Origin of the sequence: Photobacterium sanguinicancri (assembly GCF_024346675.1) — a bacterium.
GTDB classification, from domain to species: Bacteria; Pseudomonadota; Gammaproteobacteria; order Enterobacterales; family Vibrionaceae; genus Photobacterium; species Photobacterium sanguinicancri.
In genome coordinates, this window is record NZ_AP024850.1 from 460,710 (window position 1) to 484,912 (window position 24,203).

Genomic DNA, 24,203 nt, shown 5'->3' on the forward strand with positions numbered 1-24,203 from the left:
ATTCAACCATGACACAAGGTTTTTACATTGTCACAGCTGCCTATTGATGCCGTTATTCCCGATCTTCTTCGCCAGTTGACCACGCACTCACAATTGATCCTCAAAGCGCCACCGGGTGCAGGTAAGTCGACTCGTTTGCCATTAAGACTATTACAAGCATCGGCAGTCACAGGCAAAATTGTCATGTTAGAGCCGCGTCGGCTGGCGGCCCGCAATATTGCGACTTACCTCGCAGATCAGCTTGGTGAAAAAGTCGGGCAGACAATTGGTTTACGTGTACGTGGCGAAACCAAAGTGAGTGCAGCAACACGGTTAGAAATTGTAACCGAAGGGGTAATGACCCGTATGTTGCAACAAGACCCTGAGTTAGCTGGTATTAGTTTACTGATTTTTGATGAGTTTCATGAGCGCAGTATTCATGCTGATACGGCGTTAGCATTAGCGCTGGAAGTACAAGAAGCGTTACGTGACGATTTACAGTTGTTAGTCATGTCGGCCACGCTGGATGAACAGGCACTGACTCAATTATTGCCACAAGCCAGTTATACCGAATCGCTAGGGCGCTGTTTCCCGGTTGAATATCGCTACCATGCAATTGCCGATGATCGTGACTGGCTCGCAGGGGTTGAGCGTGAAATTCATCGCTTGCTGAACCAAGAAACGGGTTCAATGTTGGTGTTTTTACCTGGTGCTGGTGAAATTAAACGCTTAGCAGAGCGCCTCATACCCGCTGTGGCGGCGGATACTGTTATCTGCCCACTCTTTGGTCAACTTAATCCTAAACAGCAGCAACAAGCCATTCAGCCTGCCTTAACAGGACAGCGTAAAGTTGTACTTGCCACCAATATTGCCGAAACCAGTTTAACCATTGAAGGCGTACGCTTGGTGGTGGATACCGGCTTAGAGCGCATAGCTCATTGGGATCCCAAAACAGGGATCAGCCGATTAGAGAAAGTTCGCATCGCGCAATCCTCCGCAGAGCAGCGCTCGGGACGAGCGGGGCGATTAGAGCCGGGTGTGTGCTTGCGTTTATACAGCGAAGAGTTGCTATCTCGTCAACCTGCGACCCCACAGCCTGAAATATTACGTGCAGATTTAACCGCATTAGCGATGGAGTTAGCGCAATGGGGATGCCAAGACGCCGCTGATTTACATTGGCTCGATGTTCCTCCCTCGATTAACTTGCACCAATCTCAGCGGTTGTTACAGCAATTAGGCGCGTTTGATGAGCGTTTACAAGTCACAGAGCGAGGCGTGCAGATCCAGCAACTCGGCGCTGACCCTCGCCATGCGGCAATCTTGGCATTTGCTAAACAGCATGGTCCAGCCGCGATGATAACCGCTGCAATGTTAGTGGCGGTGTTAGAAGAGCCACCACGTGGTAATCAAAACCCCGATTTACATTTTCAATTAAGTTTGCTGGAAAGTGGTAAGTTGGCGCGTACCGCTCAGTATTTGCAACGTGCCCAGCAGCATTACAGTAAATTAGATAATAAGAAAGTGGCTCGGTGGCAGCTTGAACGTGATTGGTTGGCGCCTTTACTGGCGGCTGGGTTTCCTGACCGTATTGCTTTATCTCGCAATGGGGATGGTCGCTATCAATTATCGAATGGGCAAGGGGCAATGCTGTCACCTGATGAACCATTGGCAGATAGTGATGTGTTGGTGGTTGTTGATGTTATCAAAACCCGTCAAGGTGATAGCCGTATATTTTCAGCCGTATCCGCTGACAGTGATCACTTACATTCGTTACTGCCTCATCTATTCTATGAGCGCGAGTGGCTTGATTGGGATGATAAAAAAGGGCGTCTAACCGCAGAAACCCATTGGTGCTGCGGTAAGTTGATACTGAAGCGTCAGCTACAAGGTGAACCGGACGCGGCTAAAGCCAGCGAAGCGTTACTGAATGCTGTAATGCGAAAAGGGCTGAGTGTTTTAAATTGGAACGCAAAGGCTGACAGTTTGTTAGTGCGTGCTCGCTGTGCAACACAATGGTTACCTGAATTAGCATTACCAGCCATGGATGAAAAAAGTTTATTAGCAGACGCGGAAATGTGGCTGCTGCCGTACATGAATGGAATGAAAACGTTAAAAGCACTCGCGAAACTGGATGTCGCACAAGCGTTAACGGCACGATTAGGTTGGGATAAAGCTCAAGCATTAGACGTGGCGCTTCCGACGCATTATCAAGTTCCGACGGGATCGCGTTACCCTATCCGTTACTTGGTGGGGCAACAGCCCGTATTAGCCGTTAAGCTGCAAGAAATGTTTGGTGAGAAACATTCACCACAGCTAGCTAATGGCAAGGTTTCGGTGGTGCTTGAACTGTTATCACCAGCCCAGCGTCCGCTACAAATCACCCAAGATCTAGCGGCTTTCTGGCAAGGTTCGTATAACGAAGTGAAAAAAGAAATGAAAGGGCGATACCCTAAACATCCTTGGCCAGATGATCCCGCGAATCATGAGCCGACAAAAAAAATAAAGCGACACCTATAGAGAACAACACTCGCATAACAAGGTCTGCGTGCTGTTAATGCTCTTTTGAGCATAATGATTAATCGCGTCTGAGTTTAAACCCGTGGCATAAACCAAAGTTGAAAGAACATGATGAAGTTATCTATTCGTGAGGCAGCACAAGCTCCACGAAGTGGCCCTAAGCGAAAAGCGCCAGCTAAATCTGACGGTAAAGCACCTAAAAAAGCACCGGCTAAAAAAACTGCCACGGGTAAGCGCAGCCCTAGAAAGAAAACCTCGCGTAAAAAAACAAAAGCTTCATCAAGTTGGTGGCGCAAGCTGCTTGGCTTTGGCGTTAAGCTGACGATTGTGGTGTTTGCCGTGGTGCTGATGGTCGGGATCTATCTCGATACCGTGGTGAAAAATAAATTTGATGGTCAGCTATGGAATTTACCAGCGGTCGTGTATGGCAGGGTACTTAACCTTGAACCCGGTCAAACCGTCACAATTGACGAAGTACGCCGTGAGCTGGATTTATTGCAGTATCACAAAGTGCGCTCGCCGCAACGGGTTGGTGAATACTCATCATCGTCCACTCGTATCGAGGTGATCCGTCGTCCGTTTGAGTTTGATAATGGGCTTGAAGGCAAGCGTCATGTGATGCTGACGTTTGATGGAAACCAATTGCAAAGCATCCATGAAGTGGGTTCAAAGCGCCAATTGGGCTATGTGCGCATTGAACCTAAAATGCTGGGTATGATTGGTGCGACAGGGCGTGAGCAGCGGATGTTTTTGCCACGAGAGCAATTCCCTGAAGTGTTAGTAGATGCCTTGTTGGTGACCGAAGATCGTGACTTTTATCAACATGACGGCGTTTCGCCGTTGGCAATTGTACGAGCATTATTTGCCAATATAAAAGCAGGACGCACCGTACAAGGTGGCAGTACGCTAACCCAGCAGTTAGCGAAGAACCTCTTTCTATCTCAAGAGAAAACCTTGTGGCGTAAGCTGCGCGAAGCCTATATCGCTTTGATCTTAGATTATCGTTACAACAAAGATCGGATCTTAGAGGCGTACTTGAATGAAATTTACCTCGGTCAGAATGGTGGCAAAGAAGTCCATGGTTTTGCCCTTGGTGCGCGTTTGTATTTTGGCCGACCGTTGCAAGAGCTCAGAATTGATCAGCAAGCCTTGTTAGTCGGTTTAGTGAAAGGCCCGTCTTATTACAATCCATGGCGTAATCCGGAACGTGCGCGTCAACGCCGTGATTTGGTACTGCGTTTGATGATGGATAACGGCATTTTAAACGGCAAGCAATATGAGCTAGCGGCATCGCGTCCATTAGACTTGCAGTCTAAGGCTCGGATCTCCACACGTCAGCCTGCATACTTCCAGCAGTTGCAGCGAGAACTGAAAGATAAAGTTGGCGATAAGTTTACGCCAGGTGTGGGCTTGCGCGTTTTCAGTACTTTAGATCCATTATCGCAACAAGAAGCGGAAAAAATGGTGAGCACTATGGTGCCACAACTGAACAAAAAGGCGGGGGTAGAGGTAGAAACTGCGATGGTGGCAGTGGATCGTGTCAGCGGTGAAGTTCGTGCCATGATTGGCGGTAGTCGTCCAGGGTATGCCGGGTTTAACCGCGCATTAGATGCCAGTCGTCAAATTGGTTCATTAGTGAAGCCTGCGGTATATTTAGCGGCGTTGCGCCAGCCTGAACGTTATACCTTAGCCAGCACCATCGATGACAAACCGATCATGCTTAAAGGCAGCAAGGGTAACAATTGGAAGCCGCGTAACTATGATCGTAAATTCCGTGGGCAAGTCCCGCTGTACTACGCGCTCGCTAAGTCGTTAAACGTACCAACAGTGAATCTTGGTATGGCTGTTGGTTTGAACGATGTGATCAAGACCATGGAGCAACTGGGCGTAGATCGTAATGAAATTCCGAAATTACCGTCGATCTTATTGGGTTCGTTTACGCTAACGCCATTTGAAGTCACTCAGATGTTCCAAAGTATTACCAGTGGTGGTCGTAAAGCTGAATTAACCGCATTACGCTCAGTGGTGGATCAGCAAGGTATTTTACTTTACCAAAATTACCCTAAAGCGAGGCAGGCTGTTCCGCAGCAAGCGGCATGGTTAACCACCTATGGAATGAAGAATGTGGTTAGTCAGGGCACCGCTCGTTTTCTCCAGCCACAGTTTGGTTGGGCGGCCTTGGCTGGTAAAACGGGGACAACCGATAAAAACCGTGATAGCTGGTATGTTGGTGCCGATGGTCGTGAAGTGGTGACTATATGGGTTGGACGAGACGATAATAAACCAGTGAACCTAACGGGTTCATCGGGTGCACTTCGAATGTATAGTCATTACCTTAAGTCGCGTCAACCAGAGCCATTGCGCTTATCATGGCCGAGTAAAATCTCGACAGCTAAGTTCCACCGTCAACCCAATGGAACTTTGGGTTTTGATTGCCAAGGCGAGCAATCACTGCCTGTCTGGGATAATAAGGGGCAACTTAAAGCCCGTTGTGAACCGGGTGCGGGTGGTTGGGTGAAAGATTTATTTACGTGGTAAGTCGATGATAGCTGCTGTACCTGGAGCCAATGCATTCAGAATCAATAAATTGATGTTTATTTAAAAAGATAACGGCTCGTTGAGAGAATCAACGAGCCGTTTTTATTGGTGTTTTTTCGTTTACATCACTAATGAATGAGAAACGATAAACCTGTAAGAGGATTAATCGGTTGGATCAAAATAGAAAGAGATGCGTACTCGCGGGTTTAAATAGTCATAAACCTGCTCTGGTAATTTATCGGGGGCGATAGCACGCTCGATCTTTAAATTACTCTCTTCCAAATCAATGATGGGGGCTTCATTAGATGGCACCGATGGATCGTAGAGCAATACGTTCGGAAATAGCAGACTGCTGGTATTTACCGAGATGACCAAACCTAATTGTTGGTTGGAAAGTTGCACTACGCTACCCGGTGGATACACGCCCATTAATTTGACCAGCAACGCCATGTATTCATTGTTGTATTGCGCTTTCTTATTTTTAAACAAATACGACAGCGCACTGTAAGGAATACGCGCCTTGGAAGCATCTTGTGGGTGGCACAACGAATCGTAAGCATTTACGAGGGCAATCAGCTGGGCATCTGCGGTAATTTGATCGCCTTTCAGCCCCTTAGGATAGCCAGAACCATCAATCAACTCATGGTGCTGCTCTAGTATGGGCTTTGCAGCCTCTGGGAAGGTATCTGCAAGGTTTGCAAGCTCAAGGCTATACTTTGTGTGCAAACGTAGATAGTTTTCTTCAGGTGGCGTTAACGGCGTTGTTTTTCGCAATATCGCCGTAGGTACTTTCAGTTTTCCCATATCATGGAATAAAGCCCCTAACGCTAGGTGCTTGATACTTTCCGAAGACATCCCATTCGCTTTGGCGAGCATCATGGCAATAATGGCGACATTGAGCGAATGAAAATAAATATCTTCATGCTCTTTTTTGTCATTCATTAAATGCAGTGCAACGTTATCAGACTCCATCAAGGCATCAACCATGGTGCTAACCAGATCATTGGCTTCATCGATGGCGGTAACAGGGCGGCTTTTGATTTTACTGACAATAGAGCGTAACTGCGCTAATGAGCGTGAAAAATTCTTCTCGCAGCGCTGAACCCTGAGTTTGTAGTTTTTCAGATGTTCAATACGACGCTGCTTTTCTTGCCACAGTTTTTCTGCTTGTTTCCCCAGAAACTGACTTTCTTGTTCTGAAATTGCTTCTGGTTTGGTGTCTGGGTCGAGCGGGGCATTATCGCTCTTATCAGGGATCAGGTAGACATACTTAAGATTTAAGCTTTTTATTAGACGTAGCTGTTGCTGATCTTTGATTTTGAAATGATTGAGCAGAAATGGGTGCTCGGTCCATTGCAAAGGGAGTTTGACGTATAAGCCCGGAGTTAAGCGATCGACCGCAAGTTTGATGTTTGCCATGAGTTAAATAGAACAACCAGTTAATGTTAGCGCTAACCGTGCTGGTTTCGCTTTTTAAGTCATCATAATTATTGTAGGAATTACACTCATTACTGAATATGGCACTGAGTTTGCCCTTGATATGTTACTGGTATGAGTAACAGGTGCTAAAACTAGGCTTATCAACTCGATGCGTGCGGTTTAATAGAATATTACTACCTATAGGCGACTAATATCATTGTGATAAGTTGCTTAAACCACACCATAGGTCAATGCGTTATGGCGTAATTGCTTATCATATCAATAATCACCAACTGAACAAATGTTTGTTCAAAAAAGACGAGATGGGAGGGGGGGAGGGAGTCATTTTTGACTGGTAAAAAAAAACCTCATCCGAAGATGAGGTTTTCAAAAAATGGTGCCGACTACCGGAGTCGAACTGGTGACCTACTGATTACAAGTCAGTTGCTCTACCTACTGAGCTAAGTCGGCACACTAAATTTTTGTCTTTAAGCTGAAAGTATCAACTCAAAGTTATTGGCTCCCCTTGCAAGACTTGAACTTGCGACATACGGATTAACAGTCCGCCGTTCTACCAACTGAACTAAAGGGGAATTATATGGTGCCTCGAGGCGGAATCGAACCACCGACACGAGGATTTTCAATCCTCTGCTCTACCGACTGAGCTATCGAGGCAAAAGTCACACCGAAGTGTTAACTTTTGCAAATCTGCTAAAAGCAGAACTTGCTAAAGAATGGTGCCGACTACCGGAGTCGAACTGGTGACCTACTGATTACAAGTCAGTTGCTCTACCTACTGAGCTAAGTCGGCACACGAATCTTTTTTGTTACCAAGCAAAAGCTTGTTAACGAATTTGGCTCCCCTTGCAAGACTTGAACTTGCGACATACGGATTAACAGTCCGCCGTTCTACCAACTGAACTAAAGGGGAATTGTATGGTGCCTCGAGGCGGAATCGAACCACCGACACGAGGATTTTCAATCCTCTGCTCTACCGACTGAGCTATCGAGGCAAAAGTCACACCGAAGTGTTAACTTTTGCAAACCTGCTAAAAGCAGAACTTGCTAAAGAATGGTGCCGACTACCGGAGTCGAACTGGTGACCTACTGATTACAAGTCAGTTGCTCTACCTACTGAGCTAAGTCGGCACACGAATTCTTGTTTGTCATCAAGCTATTGCTTAACAACTAAATTTGGCTCCCCTTGCAAGACTTGAACTTGCGACATACGGATTAACAGTCCGCCGTTCTACCAACTGAACTAAAGGGGAATTGCTATCGTTGCTTGCACCATTTTTAACTACTAAAGAGAAGTAATGGTGCCTCGAGGCGGAATCGAACCACCGACACGAGGATTTTCAATCCTCTGCTCTACCGACTGAGCTATCGAGGCAACGGAGCGCATTAAAAAGGTTTTCGGCTTTGTCGTCAACGATTTTTTTCAATCTATCGCTTAACTTTGGTTTTTTTGCTCTGATTGATTAGAAAGTACCCCGTAATGCGTTTTTTTTAGGTTGGAAGGGCCTGTTGCTCTTTGAGCAGCGCACGCATTAAAGCCGGGCGTTGTGACACAAAAAGGCGGTATTTTTCGATATTCGCAGGAAGTTTCTGTTTGAAGGCCGTTGCCCAGTTCAGGGTGTGGGTCAAAATAAGATCGGCAACGGTGGGCAGGTTGCCGAATAAATAATCACTCTCGGGGAGCCAATGTGAGGCAACATTAATGGCTTTCTTAAATTCCCAACTGGCGACGGCTTGCATTTCGGGTAAACGAATCGGTTCTGGTAGGGCATAGCGATGCTTCCCGATGTTCCACAAAGGTTGTTCTAGCTCGGTGATGATAAAACTGATCCATTGATGATGGCGAGCTTGTTGTTGCAGGGATTGATGCGGCAGCCAGTGTGGACCATAACGTTCAGCAAGATACAAACAAATTGCGGTTGATTCGCATAGCGTGAGATCGTTGTCGATCAGAGTGGGGACTTTGCCTTCAACATTATGCTGTAAATAGTCTGTCGTTTTTTGCTCGCCTTGCTGAAGGTTGACCAAGTGATATTGCCAATCTAGCCCTAGCTCTTCCAATAGCCATGAAACACGTAATGACCGACTACGAGGGTATCCGTACAAGGTGAGCATATATCGTCCTTTTACTGAGTGACATTGTTAACACTAGACGAAGAATAGCTAACGCGAAAAGACATCATGGTATTTTGTTCTGAGTCGCTAATGGTGGATGTTGGTTTGAATAAAAAGAGGGAGAGTGGTGTGGATGGGCTGATAAATTGCAGACACAAAAAAGCCTCATCCGAAGATGAGGCTTTTTCACTCTAGGATAACCTAGATAATTTGGCTCCCCTTGCAAGACTTGAACTTGCGACATACGGATTAACAGTCCGCCGTTCTACCAACTGAACTAAAGGGGAATTGTATGGTGCCTCGAGGCGGAATCGAACCACCGACACGAGGATTTTCAATCCTCTGCTCTACCGACTGAGCTATCGAGGCAAAAGTCACACCGAAGTGTTAACTTTTGCAAATCTGCTAAAAGCAGAACTTGCTAAAGAATGGTGCCGACTACCGGAGTCGAACTGGTGACCTACTGATTACAAGTCAGTTGCTCTACCTACTGAGCTAAGTCGGCACACGAATCTTTTTTGTTACCAAGCAAAAGCTTGTTAACGAATTTGGCTCCCCTTGCAAGACTTGAACTTGCGACATACGGATTAACAGTCCGCCGTTCTACCAACTGAACTAAAGGGGAATTATATGGTGCCTCGAGGCGGAATCGAACCACCGACACGAGGATTTTCAATCCTCTGCTCTACCGACTGAGCTATCGAGGCAAAAGTCACACCGAAGTGTTAACTTTTGCAAATCTGCTAAAAGCAGAACTTGCTAAAGAATGGTGCCGACTACCGGAGTCGAACTGGTGACCTACTGATTACAAGTCAGTTGCTCTACCTACTGAGCTAAGTCGGCACACGAATCTTTTTTGTTACCAAGCAAAAGCTTGTTAACGAATTTGGCTCCCCTTGCAAGACTTGAACTTGCGACATACGGATTAACAGTCCGCCGTTCTACCAACTGAACTAAAGGGGAATTATATGGTGCCTCGAGGCGGAATCGAACCACCGACACGAGGATTTTCAATCCTCTGCTCTACCGACTGAGCTATCGAGGCAAAAGTCACACCGAAGTGTTAACTTTTGCAAATCTGCTAAAAGCATAACTTGCTAAAGAATGGTGCCGACTACCGGAGTCGAACTGGTGACCTACTGATTACAAGTCAGTTGCTCTACCTACTGAGCTAAGTCGGCACACGAATTCTTGTTTGTCATCAAGCTATTGCTTAACAACTAAATTTGGCTCCCCTTGCAAGACTTGAACTTGCGACATACGGATTAACAGTCCGCCGTTCTACCAACTGAACTAAAGGGGAATTGCTATCGTTGCTTGCACCATTTTTAACTACTAAAGAGAAGTAATGGTGCCTCGAGGCGGAATCGAACCACCGACACGAGGATTTTCAATCCTCTGCTCTACCGACTGAGCTATCGAGGCAACGGAGCGCTATTAAACGGGTTTTGGGCGTTGTCGTCAACCATTTTTTTTAGATAAAACAGTAAATCGGCCTGCTTGCTGGAATTTTACACATAGGGGTGGAAGGATCGCACATTTAAGGTAGTAGAAACCCCAAAATTGGAGTAGGTGAGGTAAACGATGTTTTTGGGGCTGAGGGATTTTGCCGCTGATTTGTCGTTGATTTTCTGTCGCGCCACTTTAAGGAAGTGGCGCGAGGTGAATAAGTGAGCAGCTTGCTAGATCTTGCCTTGATTAAATTCTTTTTGGAAAGTCGTTACCTTTTGTAAGTAACGTCGAGCTTCAGCTTTCGGGTGTTTATTGGTTAATGCCCAATACACTTGGTTGGGTTTCAAGTTATTGAGATCATTCATTGCGCGTTTACGATCATTACGATTGAACGTATTGAGTACGCCACCAGTCCCGCCGTTATAAGCAGAAATCATGCTGTAATGCAGTGAAGTAGGGTGTTTTACATCCCTTAAATAACGGTTTTTTAAGATGTAAAAATATGCGGTTCCGGTATCAATATTTTTGACTGGGTCAAAGAGGTACTCGGGCGAGGGTACGCCTGATTTCTTTTTCACCAACTTAAAAACATCAGCCCCTGCGGTTTTGGGCACCACTTGCATTAGACCATAGGCATTAGCGTGGCTCACTGCATAAGGGTTAAAGCTGCTTTCTGTTTTGATGATCGCGTAAATCAAATCTTCATTAATACCGTAACGTTTCGATGCGTCGCGCACGATGCTGGCATATTTGTAACCCCGCTTATCAACGTGATCGGCCACCATTGGGATTTCCACGTAATACGCTTGTTGAAAACGAACCTTGCGCTTTTTGATTTTATTTTTGACTAAGTAGTCGGCAAAGCGATTAGCACGCCACGACCATTCAACGGGTTTTTTATCTTGATCTAATACTTGGCCAAACAGGAAGGGTTTACCTCCGACTTGAATTTTTTGATCCGAGTAAAGATCGACCCCAGCAGGATCATCGGGAGTAAGAAGGGTTGTTACGATGGCGGCTTTTAAGTGTTTTTCTGGTTCTGTTTTTGCCACGGTTCCAATAACAACAACGCCTCGGTCGAAATCAACGTGGGCACGGCTTTGATAACCGTCGGTGTATTTTACGTAGTGGTGCTTACTGGCAATCATGCCTTCATTGCCCCAATAGCGTTCGACTTCACCATTGAATGAGTTGATCAGTTTATCTAATGCCACTAAATCTTTGGTGAATTGGCCAGGAAGCGGTGCAAGGTTGTTGGCGAAACGGTTTGTCGTGCTGTAGTCAACGTCGTAAATTTTTTCAATAAATTCACGGCTACAACCATTTAATAGAGCTAAGGACAACAATAAGAGAGCGCGTTTTTTCATAACACCGACAGATAAAAAAATGACATCATTTATGTAGCGACAAATGATGTCATTTTCTGAACCTTACGGTAAGCCTTTTTCACCGAAATGATAACAAACCGTGACGTTCAGTAACTATATCGACAAAGATACAGTGCAATTACTCACTCGGCGGTGTGTAACCGTCGATGATCACGTCTTGACCTTCAAACAGGAATTTAACCATCTCTGTTTCAAGCAATTTACGGTGTTCGACATCCATCATGTTGAGCTTTTTCTCATTGATCAGCATGGTTTGTTTACCTTGCCATTCAGTCCAAGCTTCTTTAGAAATGTTGTCGAAAATGCGTTTACCAAGTTCACCAGGGTAAAGTTGGAAATCTAAACCTTCCGCATCTTTTTTAAGGCGAGTACAAAATACAGTACGGCTCATTGAGCGGCTCCTTCAGTCATAACCTACTTACGTACGCAGCTAGTTATACCAGAGTGTCGCGACGGCTGCCAGAACTCCCATGCGTATCACAAAGCCATTAATTTTCTAGGGTTAACCGTTCACAAGCTGATAGTGCAAACTCTCTAAAATTTGCTGAACGGGGGCGGCTAAGCCAATTTTTGCAGGTTGACGTAAGTTATACCATTGGCCGTTTTCTCGTATTTCATGTGGTAGCTTGTCTAATGTGAAATGTACCGGTGTAATGTCGAGATGATAATGGCTGAATGTATGACGAAAAGCGGTAAGCTGCTCTTTCGCGACCACTCTGGATTGATCCGAGAGGCGCTGTTCAATGATGTCTGTGAGTTGATCGTTATCGTGCTGAGGGAAACACCATAATCCGCCCCAAATACCGGTTTGTGGGCGCTGTTCCAGCCAAACTTCATCGCCATGCTGCAAAATTACAAACCATGTTTGTTTTTCAGGCATCGTTTTCTTTGGCTTTTTACCTGGGAACTCGGCTTGGCGCCCTTGCGCTTTAGCTTGGCAAATATCATTGACTGGGCATAATTCACACTTAGGTTTGCTTCGGGTACAAATCATAGCCCCCATATCCATCATGGCTTGGTTGTAACGTTCTACGCCGTCAGCGGGCGTATTGGTTTCCGCTATTTCCCACAGTGCGTTTTCTACGTTTTTTTTCCCCGGCCAGCCTTCGATGGCATAGCAACGCGAAAGGGTACGTTTGACGTTACCATCTAAAATTGGATGATGCTGCTTGAGTGATAGTGATAGAACCGCACCTGCGGTTGAGCGGCCAATGCCAGACAAGGCTTGTACTTGGTCGATATCTGAAGGGAAGATACCGCCATGTTCGTTCACTATGCATTGCGCTGCTTTGTGTAGGTTGCGAGCTCGTGCGTAGTAGCCGAGTCCTGTCCACAAGTGAAGTACTTCATCTTGCTCTGCTGCTGCCAGATCTTGCACGGTTGGAAAGCGTGCCAAGAAGCGTTCGAAATAGGGGATGACAGTTGCAACTTGAGTTTGTTGTAACATGATCTCGCTTAACCATACTTTATAAGGCGTTTTTTCTAATTGCCAAGGCAAGGTTTTGCGGCCAAATTTATCGTACCAAGCTAAAATAGCGTGGGAGAAGGCATTACTGACAGGATTGCTCACAGGACTCTACTTAGGCGCATTGGTAGCACGCTCTTTAATGTGTTTGTTATTGTGTATAGCGACTCTATATTCGAGGTGGATTGCACCATAAAGTAAGCATTCTCGCAATGAAAGTCAGGGCTGTCGTAATGAACCGTCGGTGGATTGATTAGGGCGGTATCTGCTCGGTTAATGTTTTTTTTTGTAGTTGATGGTATAAGCAGGGTGCTGAATTCGACATCAGACTTGCACTTATCCCATAACTTTGGATAATGCCGTCGCTTAGTTTTTATTCTTTTCTAGTTTAGGAAACCCCCCATGAGTGAAGTTACAAAGAAGTCTGGCGACGTTACGCTGACTGAATTTACTGAAGACGGTAAGCTGGTTCGTAAGATCCGTAGCTTCGTTCGTCGTGAAGGTCGTTTAACCAAAGGCCAAGAAATGGCAATGGATAAACACTGGCCGACTATGGGTGTGGATTTCGTTAAAGAAAACCTAAACTGGGCTGAAGAATACAACCGTGAAGCACCTGTTGTGCTTGAGATTGGTTTTGGTATGGGCGCTTCGCTAGTAGAAATGGCGAAAAACGCACCAGAGAAAAACTTTATCGGTATTGAAGTACATAGCCCTGGTGTTGGCGCATGTTTAATGGCGGCAGGTGAAGCTGAACTGACTAACCTTCGTGTTATGTGTCACGATGGCGTGGAAGTGTTTGATTACATGATCCCAGACGGTAGCTTAGATACCGTTCAACTGTTCTTTCCTGACCCATGGCATAAAGCGCGTCATCACAAACGTCGCATCGTTCAGCCAGAATTCGTTGAAATGCTACGTAAGAAGCTTAAAATCGGTGGTGTATTCCACATGGCGACAGACTGGGAAAACTATGCAGAGCACATGGTTGAAGTGATGAATGCAGCCCCTGGCTACAAAAACACGGCAACAGATGGCGACTATATTCCTCGTCCAGAAGATCGCCCATTAACTAAATTCGAAGCACGTGGTCACCGTTTAGGTCACGGCGTGTGGGACATGAAATTCGCGCGTACTGAGTAATTCGTAACGTAAAAATGTACTGAATTTACAGTCACCGTAAATTAAAAAGCCAACCTAGTGTTGGCTTTTTTGCCCTTGGAGTTGAAGAAATGAAACCAACAGAAGAGTTACTCGCTGGTATTTTGGATGAAGTCAGGCCCTTAATTGGTAAGGGAAAAGTGGCTGATTATATTCCTGCCTTAGCCGAAGTTTCGCCGAACAAACTTGGCATCGCTGTGTGTTACAACGATGGTGAGATTATTCAAGCGGGCGACAGTAACGAATGTTTTTCTATTCAATCGATTTCCAAGGTGCTGAGTCTGACATTGGCGATGACCTTGTACGAGCCAGAAGAAATCTGGCAACGAGTAGGAAAGGAACCATCGGGTCATGCATTTAACTCAATGATCCAGCTGGAAATGGAAAACGGTATTCCGCGTAATCCTTTTATTAATGCGGGGGCGTTAGTGGTATCAGATTTACTGCATAGCCGCTTGTCTGCTCCACAATATCGAATGCTGGAACAAGTGCGTGAACTGGCTTGTAACCCACACCTTATTTACGATAAAGCGGTAGCGAGTTCAGAAATGCAACACAGCGATCGTAATGCATCCATTGCCTATTTAATGCGTTCGTTCGGTAACTTTGAAAATGAAGTGATGCCAGTTCTAACTAACTATTTTAGCTACTGTTCGCTGCGGATGAGCTGCGTTGATTTGGCGCGTACCTTTAGTTACTTAGCAAATAAGGGACTTCCTTTAGGCGCAAAAAAAACCATTATCAGCCAAACTCAGAGTAAGCAAATGAATGCATTGCTTGCGACCTGTGGTTTATACGATGGCGCTGGCGAGTTTGCTTACCGTGTCGGTATGCCGGGCAAATCTGGTGTTGGTGGCGGTATTGTTGCGATTGTGCCGGGTGAAATGACGATCTGTGTATGGTCGCCAGAACTGGATCCTTCCGGTAATTCATTAGCAGGTACGGCAGCACTGGAGTTACTTGCAGAGCGTATTGGCCGTTCAATTTTTTAGGGTGATCTTGGTATAGTCCGTCGCCCTTTGCCGTTTAAAGGGGATGAGATGACAGGACTGAAGAGAACACTGAGCAGAAAACGAATAACGATCTTTCGTGCATTAGCTCGTATGATATCTGCGGCACTGGTTGTGGTGGGGATGTTAGGTGCCTCTGTTACACTGGCATGTGAGCCAATATGGCACAATCAGGTGTCGGTTGAACAAGGTGCGCTTTCATTGAATGATGGGCAGCATGCGTTTACTGTTAATGCTGAAGGTAAGCTCTATTTTGGTGTGCATCGCGTGGCATTAAGCGCGGAACAGCAGCAGGTTTTATCGGACTATCATCAGTTGATGCTTGCGGATTTAGCGCAATTATTTCCGATAAGTGATGAGGGTGAAATCAGTGATGAACTGTGCCAAAAAGTAGCGGCGCGTCAACAAAAAGAACAGCAAATTCAATCGACTATTCCAGCACTAAAAGCATGGCGTACAGTGACACTATAAGTTTTAACCAGCCCTAAGTTATTGCAGAAGTGTCGGATAGATAAAATAAAAAACGCGAATGTGGTGAGCATTCGCGTTTTTTGTTTTTAAGCGAAAACGGGATGTTATTCGTCGTCTTCAGCGACAAAAGCGGCCAGTAAATCGTTTAAAAATAGTTTTCCGTGCTCGGTGATCTGCCACTGCTCGCCTTGATCTTGCAGGAAGTTTTGCTCGATCGCCCAATCCATTGTCGGTGCGATAGTACTTAATGGTAAGCCGGTACGATCAATAAAATCTTGCTTTGGACAGGCTTCTAGTAAGCGGAAGCGGTTCATGAAGAATTCAAACGGACGATCTTCAATCGTCACTTCTGTTGCTTGATCTAGGTACGGTTTCGCGGGGTTCAAATAGCCACGAGGATGTTTTACTTTGACGGTACGAACAATACGTCCATCGGCAAAACTGACTTTACCGTGCGATCCACAACCTATGCCAAGGTAGTCACCAAAACGCCAGTAGTTAAGGTTATGACGACACTGATAGCCTGGTTTGCTATAGCCAGAAATCTCGTACTGCACATAACCCGCTTCAGCTAATAGCTGGTGGCCTTGCTCGAAAATATCCCACAAATTGTCGTCATCAGGCAGCGTTGGCGGCTTTGAATAGAACAAGGTGTTGGGTTCTATGGTGAGTTGGTACCAAGACAAATGCGGTGGATTTTGAGCAATAGCTTGCTGGAGATCCGACATCGCATCATCCAGTGACTGATCCGGTAAGCCGTGCATTAAATCGAGGTTAAAGCTGTTTAAGCCAGCATTGGTGGCCAGTAGTGCCGCTTTTTTTGCTTCGTCACTGCCGTGAATGCGGCCTAAGCGGGTTAACTTTTCATCTTGGAAGCTTTGTACCCCGATAGAAATGCGGTTAACACCGACTTGGCGATAGGCGTCAAAACGTCCTGCTTCTACTGTGCCAGGATTGGCTTCCATGGTGATTTCAATGTCGTCACTAAATGGAATACGCGCTTGGATCCCAGCGATGAGTCGACCAATTTCTGGAGGTGAGATCAAGCTTGGCGTGCCACCACCAATAAAGATTGAGTGAAGCGGTCGCGCACGATCATCAAGCTGATAAGCGGCTAAATCGATATCAAGATCGTCGAGCAACGCATCAATGTAGTCGAGCTCGGGAATATCCGCTTTTAAGGCGTGCGAGTTGAAGTCGCAGTATGGGCATTTCTGAACACACCAAGGGATATGAACGTATAAGCTAAGCGGTGGTACTTGCATTAGGCTTCCTTTAGCGCAGCAAAGAGTTTTTGCAGTGCTTTACCACGGTGCGACAGTTGTTTCTTACGTACAGGCTCTAGCTGTGCTGATGCGCATTGATCTTCTGGTACCCAGAATACAGGATCGTAGCCGAAGCCATTGTCACCGTGGGTTTCGGTCAGGATGCTGCCTTCCCAGCTACCGTGGCATACCAAAGGTGTTGGATCGTTTTCATGACGCATCATTACCAGCACACAATGGAAGCGTGCAGTGCGTTGGTCTGCTGGTGCATCTTTCATCGCCTCAAGTAGTTTCTCGATGTTCTGCTGATCGCTTGCACCTTCGCCAGCGTAACGCGCGGAATAAATACCTGGTGCGCCTTTTAGGAAATCAACCTCTAAACCTGAGTCATCCGCGATAGCAGGTAAGCCCGTTTCTTTAGCGGCATGACGCGCTTTGATAATGGCATTTTCAATGAAAGTGGTGCCAGTTTCTGCCACTTCAGAGACGTTGTAATCACTTTGTGCAACCACATCAAAACCGAAATCGGCCAGAATATTAGCCATCTCTTTCACTTTGCCTTGGTTGCCTGTTGCTAGTACAAGTTTGCTCATTACTTTTCCTCTGAAATGCAGTCATTGTATCTGGGGCGCATCATACCCCATTCAATCTACTGGTTCAGTAGATTGCGGATCTGATTCTGTGAGCAGAAAAGAAAAAGGCGTCTAAGAGTAACTTTAGACGCCTGATATTACTGATTTAACTTGAGTCTTAATCGACAAAGAAAGTTTGTTTAAAGTTGATGGTGCCATTGGTACCATTTTGGCTTACATCGATATTAAACTTTAAGCTTTCCTCATTAGCATGGCTAATTTCTGCAATGTAATAAATAGCTTTGCCTTCACGGACTTCGCGAAAAGATAAGCGCTTTTCATTACCCAGTAAATTCCGTGCCGTACCTGACAGTACCGCCGCCACTGCGGGTTTTCCTTGCTGGCTTTTATCCAGTACGGTGACATTGACTACCGCAGAGTAGCGGCTACGTTGGATACGGTAGGTACTGGCCACTTCTGGCGTTAGGAAGGTCGACGGGAAGCTAGAATAGTGTACTTCTAGCTCACCAATATTCTTAAGTTGCTCGGCTTGGGCTGGTAAGGCGCTGAATAAAAGCGCAGACAGTAAAAAAAACATATTTTTCATGACATTATCCTTTTGTTACTCACTTAGTTTTATTCGTCGTTAATTAATAAGACCTTGGCGGTGTTATTTAATTACTCCAAGCATAAGTGGGTAATACAGCGACTCCCCTAAGTATAGAGGAGTCGGGCAAATCCTTATGTGAAGCAGTCACGCGCAACACGATGAAAGGCTGCGGCTACTGTTCGTCTATTCGAGCAGTGGTGCTACGCTGTCAGGCAGAACTTTAGGGCTTTCAATGCGTACTTGCTTATGACGCCCTTGCATACCTTTTTCAATACACACTTGCCCTTTAGCCACTTTAAATTGTTTGGCTAGATATTTGGCAAGGTGGGCGTTGGCTTTACCGTCGACTGGCGGCGCGGTAATGGCGATTTTTAGTTCATCGCCATGTAAACCAACGATTTGATCGCGACTGGCTTTCGGCTGTATATACAGCCGAATAATAAGATCATCACCAGCACGAGCAACAGCGGGTTGACTCATAGTTGGAACCAGACTGGGCCTATTAAGTCACCCATTAGGAAGTTGGCGAACTGCAAGCCGATAAACAGCACAAGAACACTTAAATCCAATCCGCCCATTTGTGGCAAGATACGACGAATAGGGGCCGTTAGTGGTTCAGTTAGCTGATGCATAACGTATTCAATAGGGCTACGACCTTGGCTAACCCAGCTAAGGATCGCACGGATCAGAAGTACCCAGAACAGTAATCCACCCGCTGCTTTTAGCATTGCCAGCGCACCGACCCATAAGAAGTCAGGGCTGAACATCATGTTTCCGCCGCTCACAACCATTTGTAGTGACAGGAACTTCACAACGCTTAGTACGTACGCCAGTAATAAGGTCGCTAAATCTAGCGAGCCGATTGATGGAATAATACGGCGTAGCGGTGCCACGATAGGTTGGGTTGCTTTAATCACAAATTGCGAAAAAGGATTATAGAAATCCGCTCGCGACCACTGTAACCAGACACGCAGTAATACGACCATGATGTAGAGGTCAAATACCGTATTTAATAAAAAAGCCATTGCATTCATATAGTAACCTTAAAAAAGTTTTTCCATTTCTTCAGCGCGAGAGACCGCAGCACGCATTGCTTTGGCTACTGTATCACTCAGCTGATGTTCGTTAAATGTGCGAAGCGCTTCCGCCGTTGTACCACCTTTGGATGTCACTTGTTCGCGCAGGGTTGAAAGTTCGAGATCAGGGTTGGCTTGAACCATTCCTGCTGCCCCCAATGCGGATTGCTGAACCAATAAACGGGCTGTATCAGCATCAAAGCCTTGCTTGATCGCTTCTGCTTGCATGGCTTCCATGAATAAGAAGAAATACGCAGGTGCACTGCCTGCCGCGGCGATCACAGCATTAATGCCAGACTCTTGTTCGACCCAGCATACTTCACCGACAGCTTGCATTAAGTGCTCTGCAAAGGTTTTATCTTGCTGACCAACAATTTCAGATGCGTATAAGCCGCTCATTCCTTTCCCGATTAAAGACGGGGTATTGGGCATTACACGTACGAGCTTTAGTTCGCAAGCTAGCATTTCATTTAATCGCTGTGCTGAAATACCCGCCGCAATTGAAATCACCAGTTTGTTGGTGAAGTTAATACCTTGCAGTTTTTCACACACACAAGCCATTAACTGAGGCTTAACCGCTAATACAATAACATCGGCATGCTCGGCGGCACGTACGTTATCGTCATCGGTGTGAATGCCGTATTGGCGAGCAAGCGGTTCACGACGTTCTGCACTCGGTGCTGTGGCTGTGATGAGGTTCGCGTTGTAACCGCTAGTCACTAACCCTGCAATAATTGAGTGGGCCATGTTGCCTGCACCAATAAAGGTGATTGAGCGTTGTTCCATTGAATAAGGCTCCTTGCCTGTTAAACCTTACCCTTTTAGTTATGGGGGTAAGAAATCATATTTTCTAGAGCAAATGCTATTAACACATACTCGATGGCGGCGGACTAGGCTTTATTGCTGTAGTCACGAGCACCAAAAATCGCGGTACCGATACGAACAATGGTACTGCCAGCAGCAATGGCTGCATCCATATCACCACTCATTCCCATTGAAAGGGTATCGAGTTGGGGGTGATCGGATTGGAGTGCCGCCATGGCATCAGACAATGATTGAAAAGCGGCAAGTTGACTGTCGTAGTCGTGCGCTTTTTCAGGGATTGACATTAAACCGCGTAATACCACATTGGGCATGGTGGCAATATCAGCGGCTACGCTAGGTAGCTCATCAAAGGTTAAGCCTGATTTACTGGCTTCACCGCTGGTGTTGACTTGTAATAGCACGTTGAGCGGTTGGCATTCACTTGGGCGTTGATCGCTAAGCCGACGGGCAATCTTGGCACGATCAATTGAATGCACCCAATCAAAGTGTTCTGCAATAGGGCGAGTTTTATTCGACTGAATGGGGCCGATAAAATGCCAGTCTAAAGCCTCGGCATAAGGTGTTGCACGAAAGTGTTGCACTTTCTCGACACCTTCCTGCACATAGTTTTCACCAAATGCGCGATGGCCCGCCGCTATCGCGTCATCGATAGCAGCAATAGGTTTTGTTTTACTCACCGCCAACAGTTGCACTGAATCGGCGTTTCGGCCGCATTTTTCAGCTGCTGCAGCGATCTGAGTGATGACCTGTTCAATATTTTGCTTGATACTACTCATAATTGATTCTGTGGGGAAAATTAATGGATATCACCGAACTACTGGACTTTAGTGTAAAGCATAATGCCTCTGATCTGCATCTTTCTGCAGGGGTTCCACCAATTATTCGTGTTGATGGTGATGTACGTAAACTGAGTTTACCTGCTTTAGCGCATAGCGAAGTGCATCGCTTAGTTTTTGATATTATGAATGATGCTCAGCGTCGAGAGTATGAAGAAAAGCTCGAAGTGGACTTTTCGTTCGAATTACCTGATGTGGGTCGCTTTAGGGTGAATGCGTTTCACCAGTCTCGTGGTAGTGCTGCTGTTTTTCGTACCATACCTATGCATGTGCCAACGTTGGAATCACTCAGTGTTCCTGACATTTTCTATGATATTGCCCAGCTACCCCGTGGATTAGTGTTAGTGACGGGGGCGACAGGATCGGGTAAATCAACCACGATTGCAGCTTTAGTGGATTACATTAACGAAAACTACAACCGTCATATTCTAACGATTGAAGACCCGGTGGAATTTGTTCATCACAGCAAACGTAGTTTGATTAATCAGCGTGAAGTGCACCGTGATACCCACAGTTTTCAAGCAGCACTACGTTCATCGCTGCGTGAAGATCCCGATGTTATCTTAGTGGGGGAGTTACGCGATCAAGAAACAATCAGCTTGGCACTAACAGCGGCAGAAACGGGTCACCTTGTATTAGGAACCTTGCATACCAGTTCGGCGGCTAAAACTATCGACAGGATCATCGATGTTTTCCCTGGTAATGATAAATCCATGGTGCGCTCGATGTTATCGGAATCATTGCGGGCGGTAATTTCACAAAGCCTGCTGAAATGTACCAGTGGTGGGCGTGTTGCATCACATGAAATTATGATGGCGACCCCAGCCATTCGAAATTTAATTCGTGAAGATAAAGTGGCGCAAATGTATTCGATGATTCAAACCGGCTCGGCAGTCGGTATGCAGACCATGGAGCAGAGTATCAAAATGCTAGTGGCGCAAGGAACGGTCGAAGCGGAAGAAGGCCGACGTATCCTCGACAGTGCCGCAAATCGAATGTAGGAGCGGGTGATGATTTTACAAGACATTCTTAATCAGATGGTGGCGAGTAAAGCCTCGGATCTTTACATCACGGTTGATTCACCGTGTTTGTTAAAGATTGATGGTCAGTTGCAAGCTGTGGGTGAAAGGCTGGATCGTGCGGGTGTTGATGCTTTTTTTGCTGAAGCGCTGGATCCTAAATTAACCCACGAATTTGAGACCACCCGTGAAGCCAATTTTGCGTTAGTGCGTGATGAACTTCGGTTTCGTGTTAGTGCTTTTTGGCAGCGTGAGTTGCCGGGCATGGTGGTGCGACGTATTGAAACCCAGATCCCTAAATTGGATGAGTTATCACTGCCGATTGATATGGAGCGGATGGCACTGGCAAAACGTGGTTTGGTCCTTGTTGTTGGTGCAACGGGATCGGGTAAATCGACGTCGATGGCGGCTTTGACTGGATTTCGCAATCGACAGCGTAGTGGTCATATCTTAACGGTAGAAGATCCGATTGAGTTTGTTCACCAACACGACAAGTGCATAGTGACCCAACGTGAAGTCGGACTGGATACCGAAAGCTACGAAGTTGCATTGAAAAACTCACTGCGCCAAGCGCCCGATATGATTTTGATTGGTGAAATTCGTACGCCTGAAACTATGGAATACGCGATGAACTTTGCCGAAACGGGCCACTTATGTATGGCAACCCTACACGCCAATAATGCCAACCAAGCGCTTGAGCGTATTTTGCATTTGGTGCCGAAAGAGCGCCGTGATCAGTTTTTGTTTGATCTGTCACTGAACCTTAAATGTGTATTGGCACAGCAGTTGATCCCCGATGCGCATGGGGTAGGTCGACACGCGGCCTTTGAGTTGTTGATCAATACACCGCGAGTTGCCGATCTGATCCGACGCGGAGAATTACACGAGATCAAAGACACGATGGCGAAAGGGACTGACTCGGGAATGATGACGTTTGATCAGTCACTGTTCGAGTTGTTTAATGGTGGAAAGATCACCGAGCAAGATGCTCTACACCATGCGGATTCTGCCAATGATTTACGCTTAATGATCAAAAAAGGCGATAAGTTTCAGCAAGGCAATAGCAGCTTAGAAGGGGTGACCGTTAGCTTTGATTAAGATGGCCTCACCATTAGTAATATGATGATCGAATAGCTTTAGGGTTATCATGATCTAAAAGTGACTAAAACCAAACGATAGTATTAAGCCTCTATTTTATAGAGGCTTTTTTATATTCGCGGATCACAGTGATCAGCGATATGAGCTTTTGAGTATATGTAGTCTAAAAGCTGTACAAGCTGATCAACCCTTACGCGTAGCGGATCGAGCAGGATCGATAAAGGAAGAAAGATAAGCTGTGCAGTGATTGGCTGGATAAAAGACAAAAAGCTGATCTTTTATTGTTATTGTTCCAACGTCAGGTTTCTAGCGTGCAACAAAAACGGCGCGACAGATAACTGTTCGCGCCGTTTTAAGTCTTTACTGGGTGCTCTTATTCGCCGTATTGGCGCTCGAACCAACTTTCCAAAATCACTACGGCTGATTGGGAATCAACATTGCCTTTACTGAGTGAGCGGTAGCCACCTTGATTGAATAAATCGGACTTAGCTTCCACTGTCGTGAGGCGTTCGTCGTGTAGTTCAACCTGGTAGCCAAAACGGCCATGGAGGCGGTTCGCGAATTTTTTTGCGCGAGGTGTAATCGCTGGCAGTTCATTACCTTCTAAATCAAGCGGTAGACCTACCACGATTAAGTCAGGTTGCCATTCTTTTAGTAGTTTTTCGATGTCATCCCAATTAGGCACACCATCACGTGCCTTAAATGCACTTAATGGACTAGCTGTACCGGTTAGCTCTTGGCCAATGGCAGTACCTATGCTGGTGGTTCCATAGTCAAACGCTAATACACTTCGTGAATTGCTCATGCATGTCCTTTATCAATAGAAAGATTTGCGGCATTGATACCCAGTTTCGCCACGGCTTTGTGCCAGCGTTCGTTGATCGGAGTATCGAATAGTATAGCGGGATCCGCTTCAATGGTTAGCCAATGGTTATCCACTAACTCTTGTTCAAGTTGTCCGGCATCCCAGCCTGCATAGCCTAAAGCGACGAGGAATTTTTCAGGTGAGTCATCGGATCCTAAAATTGCCAAGATATCTTTAGAGGTGGTGACACTTAGCGTTGGTGTAACCTGAATGCTCGAACTAAACACACCACTATGGTTATGCAGAACAAATCCTCGATCACTTGATACTGGACCGCCATTCAAAACGGGCTGATCTAAATGCTGTGCCTGAGTCACAGGTAAACTGCGCTCAAGGTCGAGTTGTTCCAGCATGTTATTTAATGAAATGTCGATAGGTACGTTAACTACAACGCCCATCGCCCCCTCATCATTATGCTCACACACATAAACCACACTACGCTTGAAGCTGGAATCTTGTAAGGACGGCATCGCAATCAAAAAATGATTTGTCAGATCCATCATTGGT

Annotated in this window: 21 protein-coding genes and 20 tRNA genes; 7 read left to right on the forward strand and 34 right to left on the reverse strand. The window is 46.0% G+C overall.

Annotation, left to right across the window (positions count from 1 at the left end):
- The first annotated feature begins 27 nt into the window (after window positions 1-27).
- Together hrpB and mrcB are read left to right on the forward strand one after the other, a co-directional pair.
- The gene (hrpB, locus tag OCU87_RS02195; RefSeq protein WP_261857757.1) at window positions 28-2,496 is read left to right on the forward strand and encodes an ATP-dependent helicase HrpB; all 2,469 of its coding nucleotides are present in this window, start codon (window positions 28-30) and stop codon (window positions 2,494-2,496) included.
- Between the two features lie 108 nt (window positions 2,497-2,604).
- Entirely contained in the window at window positions 2,605-5,034 is a 2,430-nt protein-coding gene (gene mrcB, locus OCU87_RS02200; RefSeq protein WP_261857758.1) for a penicillin-binding protein 1B, read from the forward strand.
- Between the two features lie 162 nt (window positions 5,035-5,196).
- Here the strand turns inward: mrcB and OCU87_RS02205 are convergent, their stop codons facing one another.
- The 25 genes from OCU87_RS02205 to mutY all read right to left on the reverse strand — a co-directional run bounded on the left by OCU87_RS02205 (window position 5,197) and on the right by mutY (window position 12,996).
- The gene (locus OCU87_RS02205) at window positions 5,197-6,453 is read right to left on the reverse strand and encodes an HD-GYP domain-containing protein (RefSeq protein ID WP_261857759.1); all 1,257 of its coding nucleotides are present in this window, start codon (window positions 6,451-6,453) and stop codon (window positions 5,197-5,199) included.
- Between the two features lie 395 nt (window positions 6,454-6,848).
- Window positions 6,849-6,924 (reverse strand) — tRNA-Thr (locus tag OCU87_RS02210).
- Window positions 6,925-6,970: 46 nt separating this feature from the next.
- Window positions 6,971-7,046: transfer RNA gene (locus OCU87_RS02215), tRNA-Asn, on the reverse strand.
- Window positions 7,047-7,052: 6 nt separating this feature from the next.
- A tRNA-Phe gene (locus OCU87_RS02220) sits at window positions 7,053-7,128 on the reverse strand.
- A 60-nt stretch (window positions 7,129-7,188) separates the two neighbouring features.
- Window positions 7,189-7,264: transfer RNA gene (locus OCU87_RS02225), tRNA-Thr, on the reverse strand.
- 44 nt (window positions 7,265-7,308) lie between these two features.
- A tRNA-Asn gene (locus OCU87_RS02230) sits at window positions 7,309-7,384 on the reverse strand.
- A 6-nt stretch (window positions 7,385-7,390) separates the two neighbouring features.
- Window positions 7,391-7,466, reverse strand: a tRNA-Phe gene (locus OCU87_RS02235).
- Window positions 7,467-7,526: 60 nt separating this feature from the next.
- Window positions 7,527-7,602: transfer RNA gene (locus tag OCU87_RS02240), tRNA-Thr, on the reverse strand.
- A 46-nt stretch (window positions 7,603-7,648) separates the two neighbouring features.
- Window positions 7,649-7,724, reverse strand: a tRNA-Asn gene (locus tag OCU87_RS02245).
- A 46-nt stretch (window positions 7,725-7,770) separates the two neighbouring features.
- Window positions 7,771-7,846, reverse strand: a tRNA-Phe gene (locus tag OCU87_RS02250).
- Window positions 7,847-7,962: 116 nt separating this feature from the next.
- Window positions 7,963-8,586 (reverse strand): glutathione S-transferase family protein, encoded by a 624-nt coding sequence (locus OCU87_RS02255; protein WP_261857760.1) that lies wholly within the window; start codon window positions 8,584-8,586, stop codon window positions 7,963-7,965.
- Window positions 8,587-8,797: 211 nt separating this feature from the next.
- A tRNA-Asn gene (locus OCU87_RS02260) sits at window positions 8,798-8,873 on the reverse strand.
- A 6-nt stretch (window positions 8,874-8,879) separates the two neighbouring features.
- Window positions 8,880-8,955, reverse strand: a tRNA-Phe gene (locus OCU87_RS02265).
- A gap of 60 nt (window positions 8,956-9,015) precedes the next feature.
- A tRNA-Thr gene (locus tag OCU87_RS02270) sits at window positions 9,016-9,091 on the reverse strand.
- 44 nt (window positions 9,092-9,135) lie between these two features.
- Window positions 9,136-9,211, reverse strand: a tRNA-Asn gene (locus tag OCU87_RS02275).
- Between the two features lie 6 nt (window positions 9,212-9,217).
- A tRNA-Phe gene (locus OCU87_RS02280) sits at window positions 9,218-9,293 on the reverse strand.
- Window positions 9,294-9,353: 60 nt separating this feature from the next.
- Window positions 9,354-9,429 (reverse strand) — tRNA-Thr (locus tag OCU87_RS02285).
- A 44-nt stretch (window positions 9,430-9,473) separates the two neighbouring features.
- Window positions 9,474-9,549: transfer RNA gene (locus OCU87_RS02290), tRNA-Asn, on the reverse strand.
- Window positions 9,550-9,555: 6 nt separating this feature from the next.
- Window positions 9,556-9,631 (reverse strand) — tRNA-Phe (locus OCU87_RS02295).
- Window positions 9,632-9,691: 60 nt separating this feature from the next.
- Window positions 9,692-9,767, reverse strand: a tRNA-Thr gene (locus tag OCU87_RS02300).
- Between the two features lie 46 nt (window positions 9,768-9,813).
- Window positions 9,814-9,889: transfer RNA gene (locus OCU87_RS02305), tRNA-Asn, on the reverse strand.
- Window positions 9,890-9,935: 46 nt separating this feature from the next.
- A tRNA-Phe gene (locus OCU87_RS02310) sits at window positions 9,936-10,011 on the reverse strand.
- 257 nt (window positions 10,012-10,268) lie between these two features.
- Entirely contained in the window at window positions 10,269-11,405 is a 1,137-nt protein-coding gene (mltC, locus tag OCU87_RS02315; RefSeq protein WP_062689527.1) for a membrane-bound lytic murein transglycosylase MltC, read from the reverse strand.
- Between the two features lie 139 nt (window positions 11,406-11,544).
- Complete coding sequence (locus tag OCU87_RS02320) at window positions 11,545-11,817, reverse strand: oxidative damage protection protein (RefSeq protein WP_062689529.1); 273 nt, start codon at window positions 11,815-11,817, stop codon at window positions 11,545-11,547.
- 111 nt (window positions 11,818-11,928) lie between these two features.
- Entirely contained in the window at window positions 11,929-12,996 is a 1,068-nt protein-coding gene (mutY, locus tag OCU87_RS02325) for an A/G-specific adenine glycosylase (protein ID WP_261857761.1), read from the reverse strand.
- A gap of 297 nt (window positions 12,997-13,293) precedes the next feature.
- Between mutY and trmB the strand changes: the two genes are divergently transcribed.
- The 3 genes from trmB (at window position 13,294) to OCU87_RS02340 (ending at window position 15,530) form a co-directional block, all read left to right on the forward strand.
- Window positions 13,294-14,031, forward strand: coding sequence for a tRNA (guanosine(46)-N7)-methyltransferase TrmB (gene trmB, locus OCU87_RS02330; protein ID WP_062689531.1), 738 nt, complete (start codon window positions 13,294-13,296; stop codon window positions 14,029-14,031).
- An 89-nt stretch (window positions 14,032-14,120) separates the two neighbouring features.
- Window positions 14,121-15,041, forward strand: coding sequence for a glutaminase B (gene glsB / locus OCU87_RS02335; protein ID WP_062689533.1), 921 nt, complete (start codon window positions 14,121-14,123; stop codon window positions 15,039-15,041).
- A gap of 48 nt (window positions 15,042-15,089) precedes the next feature.
- Window positions 15,090-15,530, forward strand: a complete 441-nt coding sequence (locus OCU87_RS02340) for a hypothetical protein (protein WP_261857762.1) — start codon at window positions 15,090-15,092, stop codon at window positions 15,528-15,530.
- A 104-nt stretch (window positions 15,531-15,634) separates the two neighbouring features.
- Here OCU87_RS02340 and hemW read toward each other — a convergent pair whose 3' ends face one another.
- The 7 genes from hemW to OCU87_RS02375 form a co-directional block, all read right to left on the reverse strand.
- A complete protein-coding gene (gene hemW / locus OCU87_RS02345; RefSeq protein ID WP_062689537.1) occupies window positions 15,635-16,795 on the reverse strand; it encodes a radical SAM family heme chaperone HemW in 1,161 nt (386 codons plus the stop codon).
- Window positions 16,795-17,388: an XTP/dITP diphosphatase gene (locus OCU87_RS02350; RefSeq protein ID WP_261857763.1), complete on the reverse strand. Its 594-nt coding sequence runs from the start codon at window positions 17,386-17,388 to the stop codon at window positions 16,795-16,797. The genes hemW and OCU87_RS02350 overlap by 1 nt, the downstream gene beginning before the upstream one ends.
- A 157-nt stretch (window positions 17,389-17,545) precedes the next feature.
- Window positions 17,546-17,974 (reverse strand): DUF4426 domain-containing protein, encoded by a 429-nt coding sequence (locus OCU87_RS02355; protein WP_094957444.1) that lies wholly within the window; start codon window positions 17,972-17,974, stop codon window positions 17,546-17,548.
- Between the two features lie 186 nt (window positions 17,975-18,160).
- Entirely contained in the window at window positions 18,161-18,457 is a 297-nt protein-coding gene (gene yggU / locus OCU87_RS02360; protein WP_261857764.1) for a DUF167 family protein YggU, read from the reverse strand.
- On the reverse strand, window positions 18,454-19,011 hold the full coding sequence (locus tag OCU87_RS02365) for a YggT family protein (protein WP_094957446.1): 558 nt from the start codon (window positions 19,009-19,011) through the stop codon (window positions 18,454-18,456). The genes yggU and OCU87_RS02365 overlap by 4 nt, the downstream gene beginning before the upstream one ends.
- A gap of 9 nt (window positions 19,012-19,020) precedes the next feature.
- A complete protein-coding gene (gene proC / locus OCU87_RS02370; protein WP_261857765.1) occupies window positions 19,021-19,839 on the reverse strand; it encodes a pyrroline-5-carboxylate reductase in 819 nt (272 codons plus the stop codon).
- A gap of 104 nt (window positions 19,840-19,943) precedes the next feature.
- The gene (locus tag OCU87_RS02375) at window positions 19,944-20,654 is read right to left on the reverse strand and encodes a YggS family pyridoxal phosphate-dependent enzyme (RefSeq protein WP_062689547.1); all 711 of its coding nucleotides are present in this window, start codon (window positions 20,652-20,654) and stop codon (window positions 19,944-19,946) included.
- Window positions 20,655-20,677: 23 nt separating this feature from the next.
- Here OCU87_RS02375 and OCU87_RS02380 point away from each other — a divergent pair, with 23 nt between their 5' ends.
- Complete coding sequence (locus OCU87_RS02380; protein WP_062689549.1) at window positions 20,678-21,715, forward strand: type IV pilus twitching motility protein PilT; 1,038 nt, start codon at window positions 20,678-20,680, stop codon at window positions 21,713-21,715.
- 9 nt (window positions 21,716-21,724) lie between these two features.
- Complete coding sequence (locus OCU87_RS02385) at window positions 21,725-22,831, forward strand: PilT/PilU family type 4a pilus ATPase (RefSeq protein ID WP_094957449.1); 1,107 nt, start codon at window positions 21,725-21,727, stop codon at window positions 22,829-22,831.
- A 373-nt stretch (window positions 22,832-23,204) separates the two neighbouring features.
- On the opposite strand, the gene ruvX is transcribed toward OCU87_RS02385, so the two are convergent.
- Both ruvX and OCU87_RS02395 read right to left on the reverse strand, forming a co-directional pair.
- Window positions 23,205-23,636, reverse strand: a complete 432-nt coding sequence (ruvX, locus tag OCU87_RS02390; protein ID WP_062689551.1) for a Holliday junction resolvase RuvX — start codon at window positions 23,634-23,636, stop codon at window positions 23,205-23,207.
- The gene (locus OCU87_RS02395) at window positions 23,633-24,196 is read right to left on the reverse strand and encodes a YqgE/AlgH family protein (protein ID WP_094957453.1); all 564 of its coding nucleotides are present in this window, start codon (window positions 24,194-24,196) and stop codon (window positions 23,633-23,635) included. Before OCU87_RS02395 ends, ruvX begins: the two co-directional genes overlap by 4 nt.
- Between the last annotated feature and the right edge of the window lie 7 nt (window positions 24,197-24,203).

What these genes read in the sequence shown, in the direction of transcription:
- OCU87_RS02375 (WP_062689547.1), bottom strand. Translation starts at nt 20,654, where the DNA reads ATGAGTAGTATCAAGCAAAATATTGAACAGGTCATCACTCAGATCGCT.
- mrcB (WP_261857758.1), top strand. Translation starts at nt 2,605, where the DNA reads ATGATGAAGTTATCTATTCGTGAGGCAGCACAAGCTCCACGAAGTGGC.
- hemW (WP_062689537.1), bottom strand. Translation starts at nt 16,795, where the DNA reads ATGCAAGTACCACCGCTTAGCTTATACGTTCATATCCCTTGGTGTGTT.
- mltC (WP_062689527.1), bottom strand. Translation starts at nt 11,405, where the DNA reads ATGAAAAAACGCGCTCTCTTATTGTTGTCCTTAGCTCTATTAAATGGT.
- OCU87_RS02205 (WP_261857759.1), bottom strand. Translation starts at nt 6,453, where the DNA reads ATGGCAAACATCAAACTTGCGGTCGATCGCTTAACTCCGGGCTTATAC.
- proC (WP_261857765.1), bottom strand. Translation starts at nt 19,839, where the DNA reads ATGGAACAACGCTCAATCACCTTTATTGGTGCAGGCAACATGGCCCAC.
- OCU87_RS02340 (WP_261857762.1), top strand. Translation starts at nt 15,090, where the DNA reads ATGACAGGACTGAAGAGAACACTGAGCAGAAAACGAATAACGATCTTT.
- ruvX (WP_062689551.1), bottom strand. Translation starts at nt 23,636, where the DNA reads ATGAGCAATTCACGAAGTGTATTAGCGTTTGACTATGGAACCACCAGC.
- OCU87_RS02380 (WP_062689549.1), top strand. Translation starts at nt 20,678, where the DNA reads ATGGATATCACCGAACTACTGGACTTTAGTGTAAAGCATAATGCCTCT.
- OCU87_RS02320 (WP_062689529.1), bottom strand. Translation starts at nt 11,817, where the DNA reads ATGAGCCGTACTGTATTTTGTACTCGCCTTAAAAAAGATGCGGAAGGT.
- OCU87_RS02355 (WP_094957444.1), bottom strand. Translation starts at nt 17,974, where the DNA reads ATGAAAAATATGTTTTTTTTACTGTCTGCGCTTTTATTCAGCGCCTTA.
- trmB (WP_062689531.1), top strand. Translation starts at nt 13,294, where the DNA reads ATGAGTGAAGTTACAAAGAAGTCTGGCGACGTTACGCTGACTGAATTT.
- OCU87_RS02350 (WP_261857763.1), bottom strand. Translation starts at nt 17,388, where the DNA reads ATGAGCAAACTTGTACTAGCAACAGGCAACCAAGGCAAAGTGAAAGAG.
- OCU87_RS02255 (WP_261857760.1), bottom strand. Translation starts at nt 8,586, where the DNA reads ATGCTCACCTTGTACGGATACCCTCGTAGTCGGTCATTACGTGTTTCA.
- OCU87_RS02395 (WP_094957453.1), bottom strand. Translation starts at nt 24,196, where the DNA reads ATGGATCTGACAAATCATTTTTTGATTGCGATGCCGTCCTTACAAGAT.
- OCU87_RS02365 (WP_094957446.1), bottom strand. Translation starts at nt 19,011, where the DNA reads ATGAATGCAATGGCTTTTTTATTAAATACGGTATTTGACCTCTACATC.
- yggU (WP_261857764.1), bottom strand. Translation starts at nt 18,457, where the DNA reads ATGAGTCAACCCGCTGTTGCTCGTGCTGGTGATGATCTTATTATTCGG.
- glsB (WP_062689533.1), top strand. Translation starts at nt 14,121, where the DNA reads ATGAAACCAACAGAAGAGTTACTCGCTGGTATTTTGGATGAAGTCAGG.
- OCU87_RS02385 (WP_094957449.1), top strand. Translation starts at nt 21,725, where the DNA reads ATGATTTTACAAGACATTCTTAATCAGATGGTGGCGAGTAAAGCCTCG.